Annotated in this window: 11 protein-coding genes; 7 read left to right on the forward strand and 4 right to left on the reverse strand. The window is 37.8% G+C overall.

Translation table 11 applies throughout. The features are described 5' to 3' along the window. Nucleotides 1-2 precede the first annotated feature (2 nt). The 4 genes from rpoB (at nucleotide 3) to ME3_RS04785 (ending at nucleotide 11,634) form a co-directional block, all read left to right on the forward strand. Nucleotides 3-4,151, forward strand: coding sequence for a DNA-directed RNA polymerase subunit beta (gene rpoB / locus ME3_RS04770; RefSeq protein WP_007477599.1), 4,149 nt, complete (start codon nucleotides 3-5; stop codon nucleotides 4,149-4,151). Nucleotides 4,152-4,321: 170 nt separating this feature from the next. Continuing rightward, nucleotides 4,322-8,533: a DNA-directed RNA polymerase subunit beta' gene (gene rpoC / locus ME3_RS04775; protein WP_007477600.1), complete on the forward strand. Its 4,212-nt coding sequence runs from the start codon at nucleotides 4,322-4,324 to the stop codon at nucleotides 8,531-8,533. A gap of 672 nt (nucleotides 8,534-9,205) precedes the next feature. After that, on the forward strand, nucleotides 9,206-9,883 hold the full coding sequence (locus tag ME3_RS04780; protein WP_007477601.1) for a nitroreductase: 678 nt from the start codon (nucleotides 9,206-9,208) through the stop codon (nucleotides 9,881-9,883). 353 nt (nucleotides 9,884-10,236) lie between these two features. After that, nucleotides 10,237-11,634 (forward strand): L-serine ammonia-lyase, encoded by a 1,398-nt coding sequence (locus tag ME3_RS04785; protein ID WP_007477603.1) that lies wholly within the window; start codon nucleotides 10,237-10,239, stop codon nucleotides 11,632-11,634. A 474-nt stretch (nucleotides 11,635-12,108) separates the two neighbouring features. On the opposite strand, the gene ME3_RS04790 is transcribed toward ME3_RS04785, so the two are convergent. Next, nucleotides 12,109-12,387 (reverse strand): hypothetical protein, encoded by a 279-nt coding sequence (locus ME3_RS04790; protein WP_007477604.1) that lies wholly within the window; start codon nucleotides 12,385-12,387, stop codon nucleotides 12,109-12,111. Between the two features lie 32 nt (nucleotides 12,388-12,419). Continuing rightward, nucleotides 12,420-13,769, reverse strand: a complete 1,350-nt coding sequence (locus tag ME3_RS04795) for a D-alanyl-D-alanine carboxypeptidase (RefSeq protein WP_007477605.1) — start codon at nucleotides 13,767-13,769, stop codon at nucleotides 12,420-12,422. Between the two features lie 234 nt (nucleotides 13,770-14,003). Here ME3_RS04795 and clpS point away from each other — a divergent pair, with 234 nt between their 5' ends. Together clpS and clpA are read left to right on the forward strand one after the other, a co-directional pair. Then, nucleotides 14,004-14,363 carry an ATP-dependent Clp protease adapter ClpS gene (gene clpS, locus ME3_RS04800; RefSeq protein WP_007477607.1) on the forward strand — a complete coding sequence of 120 codons (360 nt, stop codon included), beginning with the start codon at nucleotides 14,004-14,006 and terminating at the stop codon, nucleotides 14,361-14,363. Between the two features lie 13 nt (nucleotides 14,364-14,376). Beyond that, a complete protein-coding gene (clpA, locus tag ME3_RS04805) occupies nucleotides 14,377-16,737 on the forward strand; it encodes an ATP-dependent Clp protease ATP-binding subunit ClpA (protein WP_007477609.1) in 2,361 nt (786 codons plus the stop codon). An 8-nt stretch (nucleotides 16,738-16,745) separates the two neighbouring features. Here clpA and ME3_RS04810 read toward each other — a convergent pair whose 3' ends face one another. Beyond that, nucleotides 16,746-17,168, reverse strand: coding sequence for an HIT family protein (locus ME3_RS04810; protein ID WP_007477611.1), 423 nt, complete (start codon nucleotides 17,166-17,168; stop codon nucleotides 16,746-16,748). A 146-nt stretch (nucleotides 17,169-17,314) separates the two neighbouring features. Continuing rightward, a complete protein-coding gene (locus tag ME3_RS04815; protein WP_007477613.1) occupies nucleotides 17,315-17,776 on the reverse strand; it encodes a RidA family protein in 462 nt (153 codons plus the stop codon). Between the two features lie 148 nt (nucleotides 17,777-17,924). Here ME3_RS04815 and ME3_RS04820 point away from each other — a divergent pair, with 148 nt between their 5' ends. Further along, the gene (locus ME3_RS04820) at nucleotides 17,925-18,749 is read left to right on the forward strand and encodes a cell envelope integrity EipB family protein (protein ID WP_039952635.1); all 825 of its coding nucleotides are present in this window, start codon (nucleotides 17,925-17,927) and stop codon (nucleotides 18,747-18,749) included. The last annotated feature ends 69 nt before the right edge of the window (nucleotides 18,750-18,818 follow it).

Below are 18,818 nucleotides of genomic sequence, written 5' to 3' on the forward strand. Positions count from 1 at the left end.
TGATGGCTCAGACCCTAGCGATGATGTCTCAATTCAATGGTCGTAAGCGCGTACGCAAGTTTTTTGGTAAGATTCCTGAAGTGGCAGAAATGCCGAATCTTATTGAGGTCCAAAAAGCATCATATGACCAATTTCTCATGATTGAGGAGCCAGAAAGTGGGCGTCCAGATGAAGGCTTGCAAGCTGTTTTTAAATCAGTATTTCCTATTTCGGATTTTTCTGGTACAGCTATGCTTGAATTTGTTCGTTACGAATTTGATTTGCCAAAATTTGATGTTGAAGAGTGTCGTCAGCGTGATTTGACTTATGCAGCTCCATTAAAAGTAATATTGCGTTTAATCGTATTTGATATTGATGAAGATACAGGTTCGAAAGATATCAAAGATATTAAAGAGCAGGGCGTTTATATGGGCGATATGCCTTTAATGACGAGTAATGGTACTTTTGTCATTAACGGTACAGAGCGTGTTATTGTTTCGCAGATGCATCGTTCTCCAGGAGTGTTTTTTGATCATGATAAAGGGAAATCGCATTCATCAGGAAAATTACTTTTTGCGGCTCGTGTAATTCCTTATCGTGGTTCTTGGCTTGATATTGAGTTTGACGCTAAAGATATTATTTATGTCCGTATTGATCGGCGGCGTAAGATTCCAGTTACGAGTCTTTTGATGGCGTTGGGTATGGATGCGTCAGATATTTTATCAACGTTTTATAATAAAATTACCTATGAGCGTGTTGAAAATGGTTGGTGTGTTCCTTATTCAATTGATCGCTTTAAGGGAATGAAGCTGGTTTCTGATCTTATTGATGCAGATAGTGGTGAGGTGGTCGCTGAAGCGGGTAAAAAGCTTACAGTTCGTACTGCAAAACTTTTGGCAGAAAAAGGTCTAAAAGTGATTAGAGTCAGTGAAGATGATTTGCTAGGGTCTTATCTAGCGGAAGATATTGTTAATTATCAAACAGGTGAGATTTATCTTGAAGCAGGCGATGAAATTGACGACAAAGCATTGAAGATTTTGTTTGATATTAATGCTGATCAAATTGATGTTCTTGATATTGATCACATGAATGTTGGTGCATATATCCGCAATACTTTAAAGGTGGATAAAAATGAAAGTCGGCAAGACGCACTGTTTGATATCTATCGGGTAATGCGTCCAGGTGAGCCTCCAACAATAGATACGGCAGAGGCGATGTTTCTTTCGTTGTTTTTTGATCCTGAACGATATGATCTTTCAGCTGTTGGTCGTGTTAAAATGAATTTGCGTATGGGGCTTGATTGCCCTGATACGGTTCGTATCTTGCGTCAGGAGGATATTCTTGGCGTTGTTAAAATGTTAGTTGAATTACGCGATGGCCATGGTGAGATTGATGATATTGATAATCTCGGCAATCGTCGTGTTCGATCAGTTGGGGAGTTAATAGAAAATCAGTATCGAATTGGCTTGCTTCGTATGGAGCGCGCAATAAAAGAGCGTATGTCGTCGGTTGAAATTGATACTGTTATGCCACAAGATTTGATTAACGCAAAGCCAGCAGCGGCAGCGGTTCGTGAATTTTTTGGATCTTCGCAATTGTCGCAGTTTATGGATCAAACTAACCCCTTGTCAGAAATTACCCATAAACGTCGTCTTTCTGCTCTTGGGCCAGGTGGTTTAACGCGTGAGCGTGCGGGTTTTGAAGTGCGTGATGTGCATCCTACGCATTATGGTCGTATTTGCCCAATTGAAACACCAGAAGGTCCTAATATTGGTCTTATTAATTCTTTAGCAACATTTGCACGAGTTAATAAATATGGCTTTATTGAAAGTCCATATCGCAAAATTATTGATGGTAAAGTGACAACAGAGGTAATTTACCTTTCTGCAATGGAAGAATCGAAACATTATGTAGCTCAGGCTAATTCTTCATTAGATTCAGAAGGGCGTTTTACGGAAGAGTTTGTAGTTTGCCGTCATGCAGGTGAAGTTTTGATGGCTCCACGTGATCATGTGGATTTGATGGATGTTTCACCAAAACAGTTAGTTTCAGTGGCTGCTGCTCTTATTCCATTTTTGGAAAATGATGACGCAAACCGTGCGTTGATGGGTTCAAACATGCAGCGTCAAGCGGTTCCACTTATACGTGCTGAGGCACCATTTGTTGGTACAGGTATGGAAGCGATAGTTGCTCGTGATTCTGGTGCTGCTATTGGCGCAAAACGTGGTGGTATTGTTGATCAGGTTGATGCAACGCGTATTGTTATTCGTGCAACAGAAGATTTGGATCCTTCAAAATCTGGTGTTGATATTTATCGTTTGCAGAAATTTCAGCGTTCCAATCAATCTACTTGTATTAATCAGCGTCCTCTCGTGCATGTTGGTGATCGGGTGGAAAAAGGTGATATCATTGCTGATGGCCCATCAACTAATCTTGGTGATTTGGCTCTTGGACGAAATGTTCTTGTAGCATTTATGCCTTGGAATGGTTACAATTATGAAGATTCCATTCTGCTTTCTGAGCGTATTGTTGCTGATGATGTATTCACTTCAATTCATATTGAGGAATTTGAAGTTGCTGCACGCGATACTAAACTTGGACCAGAAGAAATTACCCGTGATATTCCTAATGTTGCAGAAGAGGCATTAAGGAATCTTGATGAGGCTGGTATTGTTTATATTGGTGCTGAAGTTCAGCCTGGCGATATTTTAGTTGGTAAGATTACACCAAAAGGTGAAAGTCCAATGACGCCGGAAGAAAAGCTTTTGCGTGCGATTTTTGGTGAAAAAGCTTCAGATGTCCGTGATACCTCTATGCGGATGCCTCCTGGAACTTTTGGTACTGTTGTTGAGGTGCGTGTTTTTAATCGTCATGGTGTGGAAAAAGATGAACGTGCAATGGCGATTGAACGTGAGGAGATTGAGCGTTTAGCTAAAGATCGTGATGATGAGCAGTCGATTCTTGATCGAAATGTTTATGCACGTCTTGCAGATATGTTGAAAGATAAAGTTGCAATAGAAGGTCCAAAAGGGTTTTCAAAAGGCAAGAATCTTGATAGCGCAATAATGAATTCTTATCCACGATCGCAATGGTGGCAATTTGCTGTTGATGATGAAAAGATTCAAAATGAAATTGAAGCTTTACGTAAGCAGTATGATGAATCAAAAGAAACATTGCAACGTTGCTTTATGGATAAGGTTGAAAAAGTTCAAAGGGGCGATGAGATGCCTCCTGGTGTCATGAAAATGGTAAAGGTTTTTGTGGCTGTAAAGCGCAAAATCCAACCAGGAGATAAAATGGCAGGGCGCCATGGTAATAAGGGTGTTGTGTCGCGCATTCTTCCTGTAGAGGATATGCCTTTTCTTGAAGATGGAACGCATGCTGATATCGTGTTAAATCCACTGGGTGTGCCTAGTCGTATGAATGTTGGTCAAATTCTTGAAACGCATCTTGGTTGGGCGTGTGCAGGGATGGGTAAAAAAATTGGTGATTTGGTTGAGCTTTATCAAGGGACTGGGGATATACTTCCTTTACGTCAGTGTATTGAGAATCTCATTCCTGATAATGATCGTAATGAACCAGTGCGTCAGTATAATAATGAAAGCCTTTTTAAGTTGGCGCTTCAGATGAGAGATGGTGTTTCAATTGCAACACCTGTTTTTGATGGTGCTCATGAAGCTGATATCAACATGATGTTGGAAGATGCGGGGTTAGATAGTTCAGGACAAGTGACGCTTTACGATGGTCGTACGGGGGAGCCTTTTGATCGTCCGGTGACGGTAGGTTATATTTACATGCTAAAATTGCATCATCTTGTTGATGATAAAATTCACGCACGTTCAATTGGGCCTTATTCGCTTGTTACTCAGCAACCATTAGGTGGTAAAGCGCAATTTGGTGGTCAGCGTTTTGGTGAAATGGAAGTATGGGCTCTTGAAGCTTATGGTGCTGCATATACTTTGCAGGAGATGTTGACAGTTAAATCAGATGATGTGGCTGGTCGGACAAAGGTTTATGAAGCGATTGTTCGTGGTGATGATACATTTGAGGCAGGTATACCTGAAAGCTTTAATGTGTTGGTAAAAGAAATGCGTTCACTTGGTCTTAATGTAGAACTTGATGATGCGCGCGGACTTGTAGCGCACCAGGCGTTGTCTGATGCAACAGAGTAATGAATGAAGGCGCACAGAAAACAGTGCGCTTTAATCACTTTGAAAGGCTATAATAAAAATTCTATTAAGGTAGTAAAAGCTGATTTAAAAAGTAGAAATAGGTTTTAAATAAGACTGTGATGAAAAAGAGCCATCGCAGCGGGTTCTAAAAATCTTTGAAGGAGAACAGCATGAGCCACGAGGTCATGAATCTTTTCAATCCTCAGGTACCGACGCAGACATTTGACTCTATTCGTATTTCAATTGCGAGTCCTGAGAAGATTCTGTCCTGGTCATACGGCGAGATCAAAAAGCCAGAGACTATTAATTATCGGACGTTTAAGCCAGAGCGTGATGGTCTTTTTTGTGCGCGTATATTTGGTCCTATTAAAGACTATGAATGTCTATGTGGCAAATATAAACGTATGAAATATAAAGGCATTATCTGTGAAAAGTGTGGTGTAGAAGTTACTCTTTCACGTGTGCGCCGTGAACGTATGGGGCATATTGAACTTGCAGCGCCAGTCGCTCATATTTGGTTCCTTAAGTCATTGCCGGGTCGTATTTCTACTCTTTTAGACTTAACTTTAAAGGATATCGAAAGAATTCTTTATTTTGAAAATTATATTGTTACCGAACCAGGTCTGACCTCGCTCAAAATGCACCAACTTCTTTCCGAAGAAGAGTATATGCTGGCTATTGATGAATTTGGAGAGGACCAATTTACTGCTATGATTGGTGCAGAAGCTATTTATGAGCTTCTTGCTGCAATGGAGTTGGATAAAATAGCGAATGATTTACGCGTTGAATTGGCTGAAACGACTTCGGAATTAAAACAAAAAAAACTGATTAAACGGCTCAAGATTGTTGAAAGCTTCCTTGAATCCGGTAATAAACCGGAATGGATGATTATGAAAACAATTCCGGTGATTCCGCCAGATTTACGTCCATTGGTCCCGCTTGATGGTGGTCGTTTTGCAACATCGGATTTAAATGATCTCTATCGACGTGTTATAAATCGTAACAATCGTTTAAAACGACTGATTGAGTTGCGTGCTCCTGGAATTATTGTACGCAATGAAAAGCGTATGGTACAAGAAGCGGTCGATGCGTTATTTGACAATGGTCGCCGTGGACGCGTGATTACTGGGGCAAATAAACGTCCATTAAAGTCACTTTCAGATATGCTAAAAGGTAAGCAAGGGCGTTTCCGTCAAAACTTACTTGGGAAGCGTGTTGATTATTCAGGTCGTTCGGTTATTGTGACAGGGCCTGAATTGAAATTACATCAATGTGGCCTTCCCAAAAAAATGGCTCTCGAATTGTTTAAGCCATTCATTTATGCACGTCTTGATGCAAAGGGTTATTCATCGACTGTAAAACAAGCAAAAAAGCTTGTTGAAAAAGAACATTCGGAAGTTTGGGATATTTTGGATGAAGTTATTCGTGAACATCCTGTTTTGCTAAATCGTGCACCAACGCTTCATCGTCTAGGGATTCAAGCTTTTGAGCCTGTTTTGATTGAAGGAAAAGCGATACAACTTCACCCATTGGTGTGTACAGCTTTTAACGCGGATTTTGATGGCGATCAAATGGCGGTGCACGTTCCTCTTTCACTTGAAGCTCAGCTTGAAGCTCGTGTTTTAATGATGTCGACTAATAATATTCTACATCCAGCCAATGGTGCGCCGATTATTGTTCCATCACAAGATATGGTTCTTGGTCTTTATTATCTTTCAATTGTTTCCGACAAAGAACCAGGTGAAGGGATGGCATTTGCTGATATGGGTGAGCTGTATCATGCTTTAGAGAACAAAGTTGTGACTCTTCATACGAAGATTAAAGGCCGTTTTAAAAATATAGATGAAAATGGTAAAGAGGTTGCCAAGCTTTACGACACAACGCCTGGTCGTTTGATTATTGGCGAGCTTTTACCTAAAAATCCGAATATCTCATTTGATATTGTTAATCAGGAGATGACTAAAAAGAACATTTCTAGAATAATTGATCAAGTTTATCGGCATTGTGGGCAAAAAGAAACGGTTATTTTCTGTGATCGTATTATGCAACTTGGTTTTTCTCATGCTTGTCGTGCTGGTATTTCCTTTGGTAAAGATGATATGGTTATCCCTGATAGCAAGTCACGTTTGGTTGCAGAAACGGAAGCTTTGGCTAAGGAATATGAGCAGCAATATAATGATGGTTTAATTACACAGGGTGAAAAATATAACAAAGTTGTGGATGCCTGGGGTAAATGTACTGATCGCATTGCGGATGAAATGATGAAGCGTATTCAGGCTGTTGCATTTGATCCAAAGACAGGTTCTCAGCGGCAAATGAATTCAATCTACATGATGTCGCATTCGGGTGCGCGTGGTTCTGCTAATCAGATGAGGCAATTAGCTGGTATGCGCGGATTAATGGCAAAACCATCTGGTGAGATTATTGAAACACCGATCATTTCTAATTTTAAAGAGGGTTTAACTGTTAACGAATACTTTAACTCGACCCATGGTGCTCGTAAAGGGCTTGCTGATACTGCATTAAAAACTGCTAACTCTGGTTATCTAACACGGCGTCTTGTTGATGTTGCGCAGGATGCTATTATTTCAGCGGTTGATTGTGGTACTGTAAAAGGTCTTACTATGCAGCCAATCGTTGATGCAGGACAGATTGTTGCGTCACTTGGTCAGAGAATCCTTGGTCGTACAGCACTTTTTGATATTTTGCACCCAGTTTCTGGTGAAGTTATTCTTCAGGGTGGTGCGATGATTGAAGAGGCTGATGTCGCTAAGATTGAAGAAGCTGGAATTCAGTCTGTTCAGATTCGTTCTGCTTTGACTTGTGAAACGCGTCTTGGTGTTTGTGCTAAATGTTATGGTCGTGATTTGGCACGTGGAACGCCGGTCAATCAAGGTGAAGCAGTTGGTGTGATTGCGGCTCAGTCAATTGGTGAACCAGGAACGCAGCTTACTATGCGTACATTCCACTTAGGAGGAACGGCGCAGGTTGTTGATTCATCTTATTTTGAAGCCTCTTATGAAGGTACAGTAGAACTACGTAATCGTAATGTAGTTCGCAATTCTGAAGGCCATTTGGTGGTTATGGGGCGCAATATGGCTGTTATTGTCAAGGATGAGACTGGTAAAGAGCGTGTTGTACATCGTATTAGCTATGGTTCACGCATTTTTGTTGATGATGGTGATGTTATTAAACGTGGACAACGTATAGCAGAGTGGGATCCTTATACACGCCCAATTCTTACTGAAGTTGATGGCTATATAGGTTTTGAAGATATGATTGATGGTTTATCAGTAACTGAAACAGCTGATGAATCTACAGGGATTACGAAGCGTTTGGTGATTGATTGGCGTACTAATCCACGCAGTGCTGAGCTAAAACCAGCAATTATCATCCACGCAGATAAGAAAGGTGGGCATATTGCTAAATTGCATAAAGGGGGGGAAGCTCGTTACATGATGTCAGTGGATACTATCCTTTCTGTTGAGCTTGGTTCTTACGTTAAGGCGGGTGATGTTATTGCGCGTTTGCCACTGGAAAGTGCTAAGACCAAAGATATTACGGGTGGTTTGCCACGTGTGGCTGAACTTTTCGAAGCGCGACGTCCGAAAGATCACGCTATCATTGCTGAGGTCAGTGGTACAGTTCGATTTGGTCGTGGTTATAAAAATAAACGCCGTATTATTATTGAGCCAAATGATGCAAATCTTGAGCCAGTAGAGTATTTAATTCCAAAGGGTAAGCTATTTCATTTACAAGAAGGCGATCAGATTGAAAAAGGTGATTATATTCTTGATGGTAATCCAGCACCTCATGATATTTTAGCAATTAAGGGTGTTGAAGCTTTGGCGTCGTACCTTGTTAATGAGATTCAAGAAGTTTATCGTTTACAGGGTGTTTTGATTAATGATAAGCACATTGAAGTAATTGTTCGTCAGATGTTGCAAAAAGTTGAAATTACAGAATCTGGAGATTCTGGTTATATTCCAGGTGACAATGTCGACCGTATTGAGTTAGATGAAATCAATGATAATTTAATTGCGGAAGGTAAAAAACCTGCATCTGGTAACCCTATACTTCTTGGGATTACAAAAGCATCTCTTCAGACACCATCCTTTATCTCAGCGGCGTCATTTCAGGAGACAACTCGGGTACTTACTGAAGCAGCAGTTTCAGGAAAGATTGATACTTTGCAGGGGTTGAAGGAGAATGTTATTGTTGGCCGGCTTATTCCTGCAGGTACGGGTGGCACAATCGCTCAAATTCGTCGTATTGCCACGATTCGTGATGATTTGATTGTAGATGAACAGCGTAAATCTAGTCATAGTGAAGAGAGTAAAGCTATGTTGACGGATATGACGGCTAATGCTGCTGTTGAATAATTTTGATTAATATATGCCAAAGAGTATACCACCCTAGCATCTTTCTGGAAAAAGATAATACAGAATTGATCTAACAAATTTACTTCCGTCATTTTAAATCATTTGAGACAATCTGTCGCTCTTCACCCCCTCTCTTATGACCTTTTATAGAAAATATCAGTCGACATGAATTTTCATTTGGTTGCACAACAATTAAAACTTTACAGCTAAACAATAAGCATTGCTGATAGCAATCATTATCAATGGATGTAAAAATAAAGCGAAACTATAATTGCTTATAATTTTACAGTTATATTTATTAGGAATAATCTGCCATTTCTGCATTTCAAAACTCAAAAAAATGCCTGAATAAAATTCAGGCATTTCCCTATTACTGATGGAAGTGTTAGAAGTTAAAGGCAGCAAAAAAATAAAATGTGCTATTAATGCATAAAAATTTGTAGATTTTCGCGAGTTGATATAGTGGAAAAATATGTGAAACATCACTCAAATCTTAGCTTAGGTAATATTTCATGCTAATTAAAGTCATGACGTTTGAGAACTCAAATTTTTGGAAGCAAGCGTGTTTTATTTAATTATATTGCATTGGTTTTTCTTATGCCATAGAAAATTTTCTCTATTAAACAGCAATGGTATTTCAGTTTATTTTCTTGTAGGGGGAAAGTAAAAATAATGGCTAATTCTACTTTTGATATTTTTCAATCTATTTTATCACGGAAATCAATTAGAGCTTTTACTGATCAGCCTGTTGAGCAGGAAACAATCAAGAAAATTTTAAAACTCGCAGCGCGAGCACCATCAGGAGCAAATCTTCAGCCTTGGCAAGTAATTGTTATAACAGGGGATATGTTGCAGAAAGTAGGGGAAGAACTTTCACGGCTTGTACTATCAGGTGTAAAAGGAAAGCGTGAATATCATTATTACCCTCGCCAATGGCGAGAACCTTATCTTTCACGGCGTCGAAAAGTTAGTTTGGATCTTTATAAAAGTCTTGGAATCCAGAAAGGTGAACAGGAAAAAATGCTTCGACAACATGCGCGAAATTTTTCATTTTTTGGTGCACCTGTTGGACTCTTGTTTACAATGGATCAAGATATGGAAATTGGTAGCTGGCTTGATTTAGGTATGTTTATGCAGACAATTATGTTAGTAGCACGTGGATTTGGATTAGACACATGCCCTCAAGCAGCTTTTGCTGACTACCATAAGCAAATTTGTACACTTTTATCAATATCTTTTGAGCAACGGCTTATATGTGGTATGGCACTTGGTTATCGTGATGCAAATGCTCCAGAAAATAATTTTGAAACTGAACGCGAACCGATCGAAAATTTTGTACGTTTTGTTTGATTTGTGCTAATGAAATGTTCTTGTGTATTGGATGGTTAATTTTAAAATTTGAAACATTATAAAAAATATTTCAATAAAATTTATAGTCTCCATTTTATTTTAATATTGCATATTAAAGCTTATTTTACTAAACTTATAACGCTAAAATAGTGGTATTTTGGGTAACTAATTGATTCCTCAAAGGTTGAAAATGGAAGATACTATAGAGAAAAATTGTTGGGCGGTAGCAAGGCGCGCGACGTTGGTGTTTATTGCTGTCATTTTTTTAGCTTATCTTACAATTTGATTTTTAATGAGACAAAAATAATAAAAGAACTTATACTCAAAATCTGTATTTTGTTTTGGGGTAAGTGATGTTTCTATCTGTTTTTGAACTTTTTAAAATTGGTATTGGCCCTTCTAGTTCTCATACAATGGGGCCGATGACAGCTGCTAATATGTTTTTGCAAGAAATTATTGCAAAGGGTTTATCTTGTTCATCTCATATGAGAGTTTCTCATATTCGTGTTTATCTTTACGGTTCGTTGGCTTTTACTGGTGTTGGTCACGCTACAGATAAAGCTATTATATTAGGGTTGCTGGGAGAAAGAGTGTCTACTGTTGATCCTAATAGTATGGGGATGCTTTTAGAAAAAGTTAAACATGAAAAAAAGGTGCAACCAATAGGCCACCCTGCTTATCATTTTGATTTGCAGAATGATCTTATTTTTGAACAAAAAAAAGTTTTATCTGGGCATGCTAATAGTCTTGCATTTGAAGGGCTTGATTATGATGGAAATATCCTCTTACGGCGGGTTTATTATTCTATCGGTGGTGGTTTTGTGGTAACCGAAGATGAATTAAATGATGCGAATTATAATACAAAATTGGAAACATCTCAGGTGCCGTACCCTTTTGACTCAGCGAGTGAAATGTTATTAATGGCAGAAAATTCAGGTCTTTCAATTGCTGAAATGAAACGCATCAATGAAGAAACAAAGATAGAGCGTGCTGCTTTTAATGCTGCACTCGATGAGATTTGTTCAGCTATGTCAGATTGCATTGATAGGGGGCTTTCACAAGAAGGTGAGTTACCGGGCGGGTTGCGTATTCCAAGACGTGCTAAAAAACTGTATAAAGAGCTTTTAGAAGATCGTAAAAAAAATCGTAACCACTCACTTTGGATCAATGATTGGCTTTCTGTATACGCTATAGCAGTAAATGAAGAAAATGCAGCAGGTGGCCGTATTGTTACTGCACCGACGAATGGTGCAGCTGGTGTTATACCTTCTGTTCTACGTTGTTATCTGCAATTTAATAATAGTTCCAATCGGGAAGGGGTGCATAATTTTTTGTTAACAGCAGCAGCTATTGGCGGTATCATTAAACATAATGCTTCTATCTCTGGTGCAGAAGTTGGTTGTCAGGGTGAAGTGGGGACAGCATCTTCAATGGCAGCTGCAGGATTAACAGCAGCATTGGGTGGTACGCCCGCTCAAATTGAAAACGCTGCTGAAATTGCTCTTGAACATCATTTGGGAATGACATGTGATCCAGTTGCGGGTCTTGTACAGGTTCCATGTATTGAACGCAACGCTATGGGTGCTGTTAAGGCTGTAACAGCTTCTTCTCTTGCTTTACATGGTAATGGAGCACATTTTGTTCCTCTTGATGCTTGTATTGAAACGATGCGTCAAACAGGTCATGATATGAGTGAGCGCTATAAAGAGACAAGTAAAGGCGGCCTTGCACGCAATGTTATATCATGTTAGCTAAATAAAGGTACTTTATTTGATAAAATTGTCGGGTTATTTACGCATCAAGAAACGCATTACTTTCTTAAGAGTGCTTTAGCAGTGCAAGAACGTGGTTTTGATAAGGAAATGTTGTTTAAGTGAAGTAAGCAAGTGATCGGAAGAATTTCTTTTTAGTAAATCATTAATATCAATATTCAGTATTGCTATTATCGTTTCATAGATATTTTCTTTTTTACTATAACGAAGGTGTAAGCAATATACCGTTTAATGTTAGATTCTGCATTGATACTAATAATTTTGCCATCTTTGCGTCTTTTTAAGAACAATGTCATTTAACACTGTAAATGTTAAATAATAAAAATAGAAATTCACGCTGCAATTTTTGTAAATTTAAGATAAAAATCCACGCATTTAAACTTCTTTAAATCTCATATAGCGAATAAATGTTTTGTTATCAATTGAGTATCTCTTATAAGGGATAGCTGATAATTAAGTATTGGTTGCCCCTAAACGGAGTTTGACAGGTATATTTCCTGTGCGACTTGCAACTCGTAAATGAATGCGTACAGGAGGCGTAGCTAAACGACGGTTTCGATTTGTTTGACAAATAAGAAGACTAACAAGAGAATGTGTGTTTGGCACCATTGGGGTATGCTTTAAATTGGCAAGTTTAGTTGCAGCATCGTGAAGAGAACGTAATGAGAGGAGAGACGATTGTTTTGACTGCTTTCCCTTTTCAAGAGACGGGGAAATAACATTATGTGTCATGGCACTGTCCTTAATACAGAATTCAAAAACTTTTAATAGATTACAGTGTAGCAGTTAAAATTTGCTTTCTTTAGGGCAGAACAAGCATCGTGCGCAGCTTTTTTTGATTGAAAGCCAACAAATCGAGCACGATAATAACGATGTCCGCTTTTTTCAAACAGTTGCATATGTGCAGATGTATGTTTTAGAGCTGAATAAGCTGTATTTTTGGCTTTTGAAAGTAGAGAGTTTGCCTGTTCTTTACTGGAAAGAGAACCGATTTGAATAGCCCATCCACCAGTTGTAGATAAAGAAGCAGTAATGATTTTATCTATCTCCCCAGATATAGTTTTGTGAGGATTAGGAGTTGGTATAATCACCTGATTTACGGCAGCTATAGCTGTGTTTAATTCATTAGGTTGTGCTGCAAGTGCTGTTAGAAGTGCAGAAACATCATCATCTAAATCAGTTAGATTTGTTTTAGCGACAGGTATAGGGGTGGCTGCTCCGGTAGGTAAATTATGAGACACTGCAGCTACTAAATATTCATTTGTTTTCTTACGACTTGCTCTTGGCAAATATCGGTTCAACAAATTAGTCATGTGAATATCACGCTCTGTAGATGATTTTCCTCCCATTACTACGGCCACAATAGAGCGTCCTTCAATATGCATTGATGTGGCTAAATTAGAACCTGACATTTGTGTATAGCCTGTTTTAATTCCGTCAACACCTTTTATTGTTTTTACTAATTTATTATGGTTGTTAATTGTTTTGCCACGAAAAGAGAAACTTGTTGTTTTAAACAGTTTATACTGCTGGGGAAAATGTTTGCGCAAAGCTAATGCCAAAGTGGCCATATCTTTTGCTGTAGAATAATTGCGTGCGTCTGGAAGACCTGAAGCATTTGCAAAACGAGTATTTGTCATACCAAGTTTACGGGCTTTCACTGTCATCATTTGAGCAAATTTTGGTTCACTGCCACCAAGATATTCACCTACAGCAGTAGCAACATCATTTGCTGATTTGGTAATAAGAGCTTTAGCAGCTTCTTCTACAGAAATTGTTTGACCTGCTTTAAAGCCTATTTTCGTTGGTGGGCGTGCAGCTGCGTAAGCTGAAACAGGAATGGGTGTGTTTGGCGTTACGCGACGTACTTCCATAGCTTCGAAGAGCATGTACAACGTCATCATTTTTGTTAAAGAAGCAGGATAACGTTTTAAAGTTGCATTGGCTTGAAATAAGGTCTTTCCTGTGTGTGCATCTATAACAATAGCCGCATATTTATCAGGGTAAGCTTCTTTAGGAGTAGCTTTTGCTGAAGAATAAGAAATAGCTAAAACAATAAAAGTAATTACTATTCCTTTGTAGAAAGGTGCAATTTTTCGCCAGTTAATATACACGTGTAATACCTTATTTATGCCAAATAATCGCATCAAGATCTTTCTTGTTGCAGTTAGTTTAACACAATTTAGATGAATGGTGTTACTAATTTATTTATAAAATCATTTTGTAAGTCTCTCCATTTGACTTAAATTTGATCATAAAAGAAAATTTATTTTTCATATACTCAAATATTGCAATAGGTTATGAGAGGATTTTAAATTAATAAAAAGCATACTACATGGAAAATGATAATGATATTAACTGAAAAACCCGCATTTCATACTATGCAAAATAAAAAGGGCAAGAGCTGGAGTGAAGATAAATATGATACTGTTGTTATACCTCAAATTAAGCCGAAATTTCAAAAGCCTAAATTATACCGTGTTCTTTTGCTGAATGATGATTATACACCTATGGATTTTGTTGTTTTTATTTTGGGGAGCTTTTTTAAAAAAAGTTTTGAGGAAGCAACTCGTATTATGTTAAATGTTCATCAAAATGGGGTAGGTGAATGCGGTATTTATACCTATGAAGTGGCTGAAATGAAAGTTGTGCAAGTTATGGAATGTGCACGTCAAAATGAACATCCATTACAATGTGTAATGGAATAGAAGAGAGAGGATTATGCCGTCTTTTACGCCCAGCCTTGAAGAAGTTTTGCATCGTGCATTAACAATTGCTACTCAAGCGCAGCATGAATACGCAACATTAGAGCACCTTTTACTTGCTTTGTTAGATGATGCTGATGCAAGTTCAGTAATCCGCGCTTGTCAGGTAGATTTGGAAGAATTACGGGAACGTTTGACTAATTATATCCAATCGGAATTGGATGCACAAATTAAAACCGATAAGGATACAAAACCAACAGCATTTTTTCAGCGTGTTATTCAACGTGCAGTGATTCATGCTCAATCAGCAGGAAAAGATGAAGTATCGGGGGCAAATGTTCTTGTTGCAATTTTTTCTGAACGTGAAAGTCATGCAGCATATTTTCTTCAAGAAATGGGAATGACGCGCTATGATGCTGTGCGTTTCATTTTACACGGTATTGTGCGTGATGATGGGTTATCCCTATTACTTGAAGATCTTGAAGAGCAATTAGATCAACATGTTTTGGAAAACAATGACAAAGTGGCCAGTGCGCTTGCTACTTATTGTGTTAATTTGAATTGTAAAGCACGCAGTGGAAAAATTGATTTATTAATTGGTCGTGACGTGGAAATTTCACGAATAATGCAGGTTTTATGTCGAAGGTCAAAAAATAATCCACTGTTGGTTGGCGAACCTGGTGTTGGAAAAACGGCTATAGTTGAAGGGTTGGCTAGACGCATCGTTGATGAAAAGGTGCCCGAAGTTTTATTAAATGCAATAATATTTTCTCTTGATATGGGGGGACTTGTTGCTGGAACACGCTATCGTGGTGATTTTGAAGAGCGATTAAAGCAGGTTGTTAAAGAATTAGAACAATATCCTGGTGCTATTTTATTTATTGATGAAATTCATACACTGATTGGGGCAGGAGCTACGTCTGGGGGGCATATGGATGCAGCAAATCTTTTAAAACCTGTATTATCTTCAGGTATGATTCGATGTATTGGTTCGACAACTTATAAGGAATATAGAAAAATTTTTGAACTCGATCGAGCTTTAACGCGTCGTTTTCAGAAAATTAATGTTAATGAGCCATCTGTCGCTGATGCAATTAAGATTTTGCAAGGATTGAAGCCTTATTTTGAAGAATTTCACCAAATTAAATATACCGATGCAGCAATGATAGCATCAGTAGAATTATCCTCGCGTTATATGGCTGACCGCCGATTGCCGGATAAAGCAATTGATGTTATTGATGAAAGTGGTGCTGCGCAGATGCTTTTGCCAAAGAAACAAAGAAGAAAGAGTGTCGGTGTTAAAGAAATTGAATCTACAATTGCAGCTATGGCAAGGATTCCACCAAAAACAGTTTCTAATAATGATCGCAAAGTCCTTGAAAATCTTGAAAAAGAGCTCAAACATGTTGTTTATGGGCAAGATCAGGCGATTGGAATACTTGTATCGTCCATTAAGTTAGCACGAGCGGGATTACGTGAATCGGAAAAGCCGATAGGAAGTTATTTATTTTCAGGACCAACAGGTGTTGGGAAAACTGAAATTGCAAAACAACTGGCATCTTCTTTGGGAATTGAGTTGTTGCGTTTTGATATGTCAGAATATATGGAACGGCATACAGTAGCACGTTTGATAGGAGCTCCTCCAGGCTACGTAGGGTTTGATCAGGGTGGTCTTCTCACAGATGCTGTTGATCAGAATCCTTATGCAGTTGTGTTGTTAGATGAGATAGAAAAGGCTCATCCAGAATTGTTTAATATTTTATTGCAGGCGATGGATTATGGTAAATTAACAGACCATAATGGTAAAAAAATTGATTTCCGCAATATCATTTTAATTATGACAACCAATGCTGGTGCTTCGGATATGGTAAAGTCAGCTGTGGGATTTGGTAAAATACATCGTGATGGTGATGATATAGAAGCTATCAATAAATTATTTACACCAGAATTTCGTAATCGGTTAGATGCTATCGTTCCATTTGCACCTTTATCTCGATTAGTAATCAATCAAATTGTGCAGAAATTTATTTTTCAGCTTGAAGCACAATTAATTGATAGAGGAATCGCTTTTGAACTCAGTGAATCTGCAATGGTATGGCTTGCTTATAAAGGGTATGATGCTCAAATGGGAGCACGTCCGTTGAGTCGTGTCATACAAGAACATATTAAAAAGCCATTAGCTGATGAAATTTTATTTGGAAAGTTGCGCACCGGTGGCATAGTTCGCGTGTTTACGCACAAGTTAAACAATGGTAGGGAAAAACTAGAATTAGAAATTTTATCTCCTGACCCTTCTGTTGGCTCAAATGATAGCAAAGTTCATAAGGGCTTATTGAATTCTACAAAATATGTAAGAAAAAAGAGCTCTACAACTTAAAATCATTTTTAAAGAACTGATCGGATTTTTTGTGCATGTTCTTTGAGTATTTCTGTAGGCGTTATGACATTATTATGGGGTTTAAGTTCTACTCCTTCCATCCGTGGTATAATATGGAAATGAAGATGATAAACGGTTTGTTGACTAGCTGCTTCATTAAATTGCATGACTGTTACACCATCCGCTTGAAAAGCTTTTTTAACAGCATTAGCAATTTTTTGAACAACTTTAATGACTGGAAACAATATTTCCGTATCTGCATCTAATAAATTTCTACAGCTTTTTCGGGGAATAACAAGTGTATGCCCTGGAGCTTGGGGCATGATGTCCATAAATGCAATAACATCATTATCTTCATAAACACGAACAGAAGGAATTTCGTTACGAATCAATTTAGCAAAAATATTGTTATCGTCATATATTTGTTTCATAAAATTTTCTTTCAGTAGTATTTATCTAGAAATAGACTTAATTCATCTGTTTTTTAAGGACTAAAAAATGTAAACTCTTTGAGAATATAAACTCAAGGCAATTTATAATATTCTATTTTGCGCAGATGTTGACATTTATGAAAGAGCTAGATTTCTATAATAGCTTCTACTTCTACAGGAACGCCCATAGGCAGAGAGCAGACCCCGACAGCAGAACGGGCATGTTTACCTGCGTCACCGAGAATATTAACAAATAGATCAGAAGCTCCATTAGCAACGAGAGGTATATCGGTAAAATTAGGATCTGTTGCAACAAAGACGGTAATTTTTATTACGCGTTTTATTTTACTTAAATCACCAAGCACTAATTTTATTTGTGCAAGGATATTAAGAGCACATACTTCTGCGGACTTTTTTGCTTGTTCAGCACTGACAGTTGCGCCAACTTTTCCGATTGCTACTGGTTTTCCACAAGACAGTGGTAGCTGGCCAGAAATGAAAAGTTGATTACCAATTTGTGATGTTGTTATGTAATTTGCAATGGGTTGTATTGCTTCAGGAATAACAATACCAAATTTTTTTAAACGATTTTCAATTGAGTTGGTCATATTTTAACTTCCATATTTTCTATGATATAGTGATATAATGTGTCTCGTAAACTATTTTCTAGTTTAAAGAAATGTATTGAAATGATTTAAGGGGAGGTTTTTCGTTTTTTATATGATTGTGTGCAGAATAAAAAATTGGAAGTCAAAAATAATCAAACCATTATTTATGATAGGTTTATACAATGTTCTTCTATGTTCCGCAGGAGCTGAAAAACCTATTTTTTTGGTGCCTCATCGAGCTATTTACGATTTTCAACTTGAAAGTGTTTCTCATGAAATATCGATCTTAGGAGTTTCTGGGCGGATGGTTTATGAGCTTACAGGTTCAGCATGCCATGGTTATACTACAAGGTCTCGCTTTGTGAACCGTATTTATATGAAAGATGCACCAATACGTTTAACGGATCAACAAATGACGAGTTATGAAACAGATAATAGTCATGAATTTCATTTTAATGTTCAAAATAAGATTGGAGAAGATGTTTCAGATAATATCGAAGGAGTGGCTGAGCGTACTAAAGATGGAATTATAGTTAAATTAAAAAAGCCAAAAAAGGATGTCTATAAACTTGCAACAGCTGAATTTCCAATTATGCAATTGAAAACTATTATTCAGCAGGCAAAAGCAGCGCGTCATTTTTATCACACAGCTGTATTTGATGGAACAAACAATGCAAATGAAGTGATAAAAGAAAGTATAGTTATTGGAGACAAAAAGAAGCTAATATCTGATTCTGAAACAAAAAAATTGGGAAAATTAAATGAGGAAAGTCATTGGCCTGTTACAATTTCTTATTTTGATGATACAAAAAATAAAGATGGTTTGCCTCTTTATCGTACCAGCTTTCTTTTATATGAAAACGGTATTATGCGAGACCTGCGCATAGATTATGGGGATTTTTCGATACGCGCAAAATTAAAAAAATTTGAACTACTCGATCTTGGAAAGCATTCTGATACTTGCAATCATTAAATAAATGATATGCAGAAAATGACTTGAAAAAAAATCAAATATTAGTATGATATTTTTATTCCACACGCG

It is taken from the genome of Bartonella melophagi K-2C, from assembly GCF_000278255.1.
Taxonomy (GTDB): domain Bacteria; phylum Pseudomonadota; class Alphaproteobacteria; order Rhizobiales; family Rhizobiaceae; genus Bartonella; species Bartonella melophagi.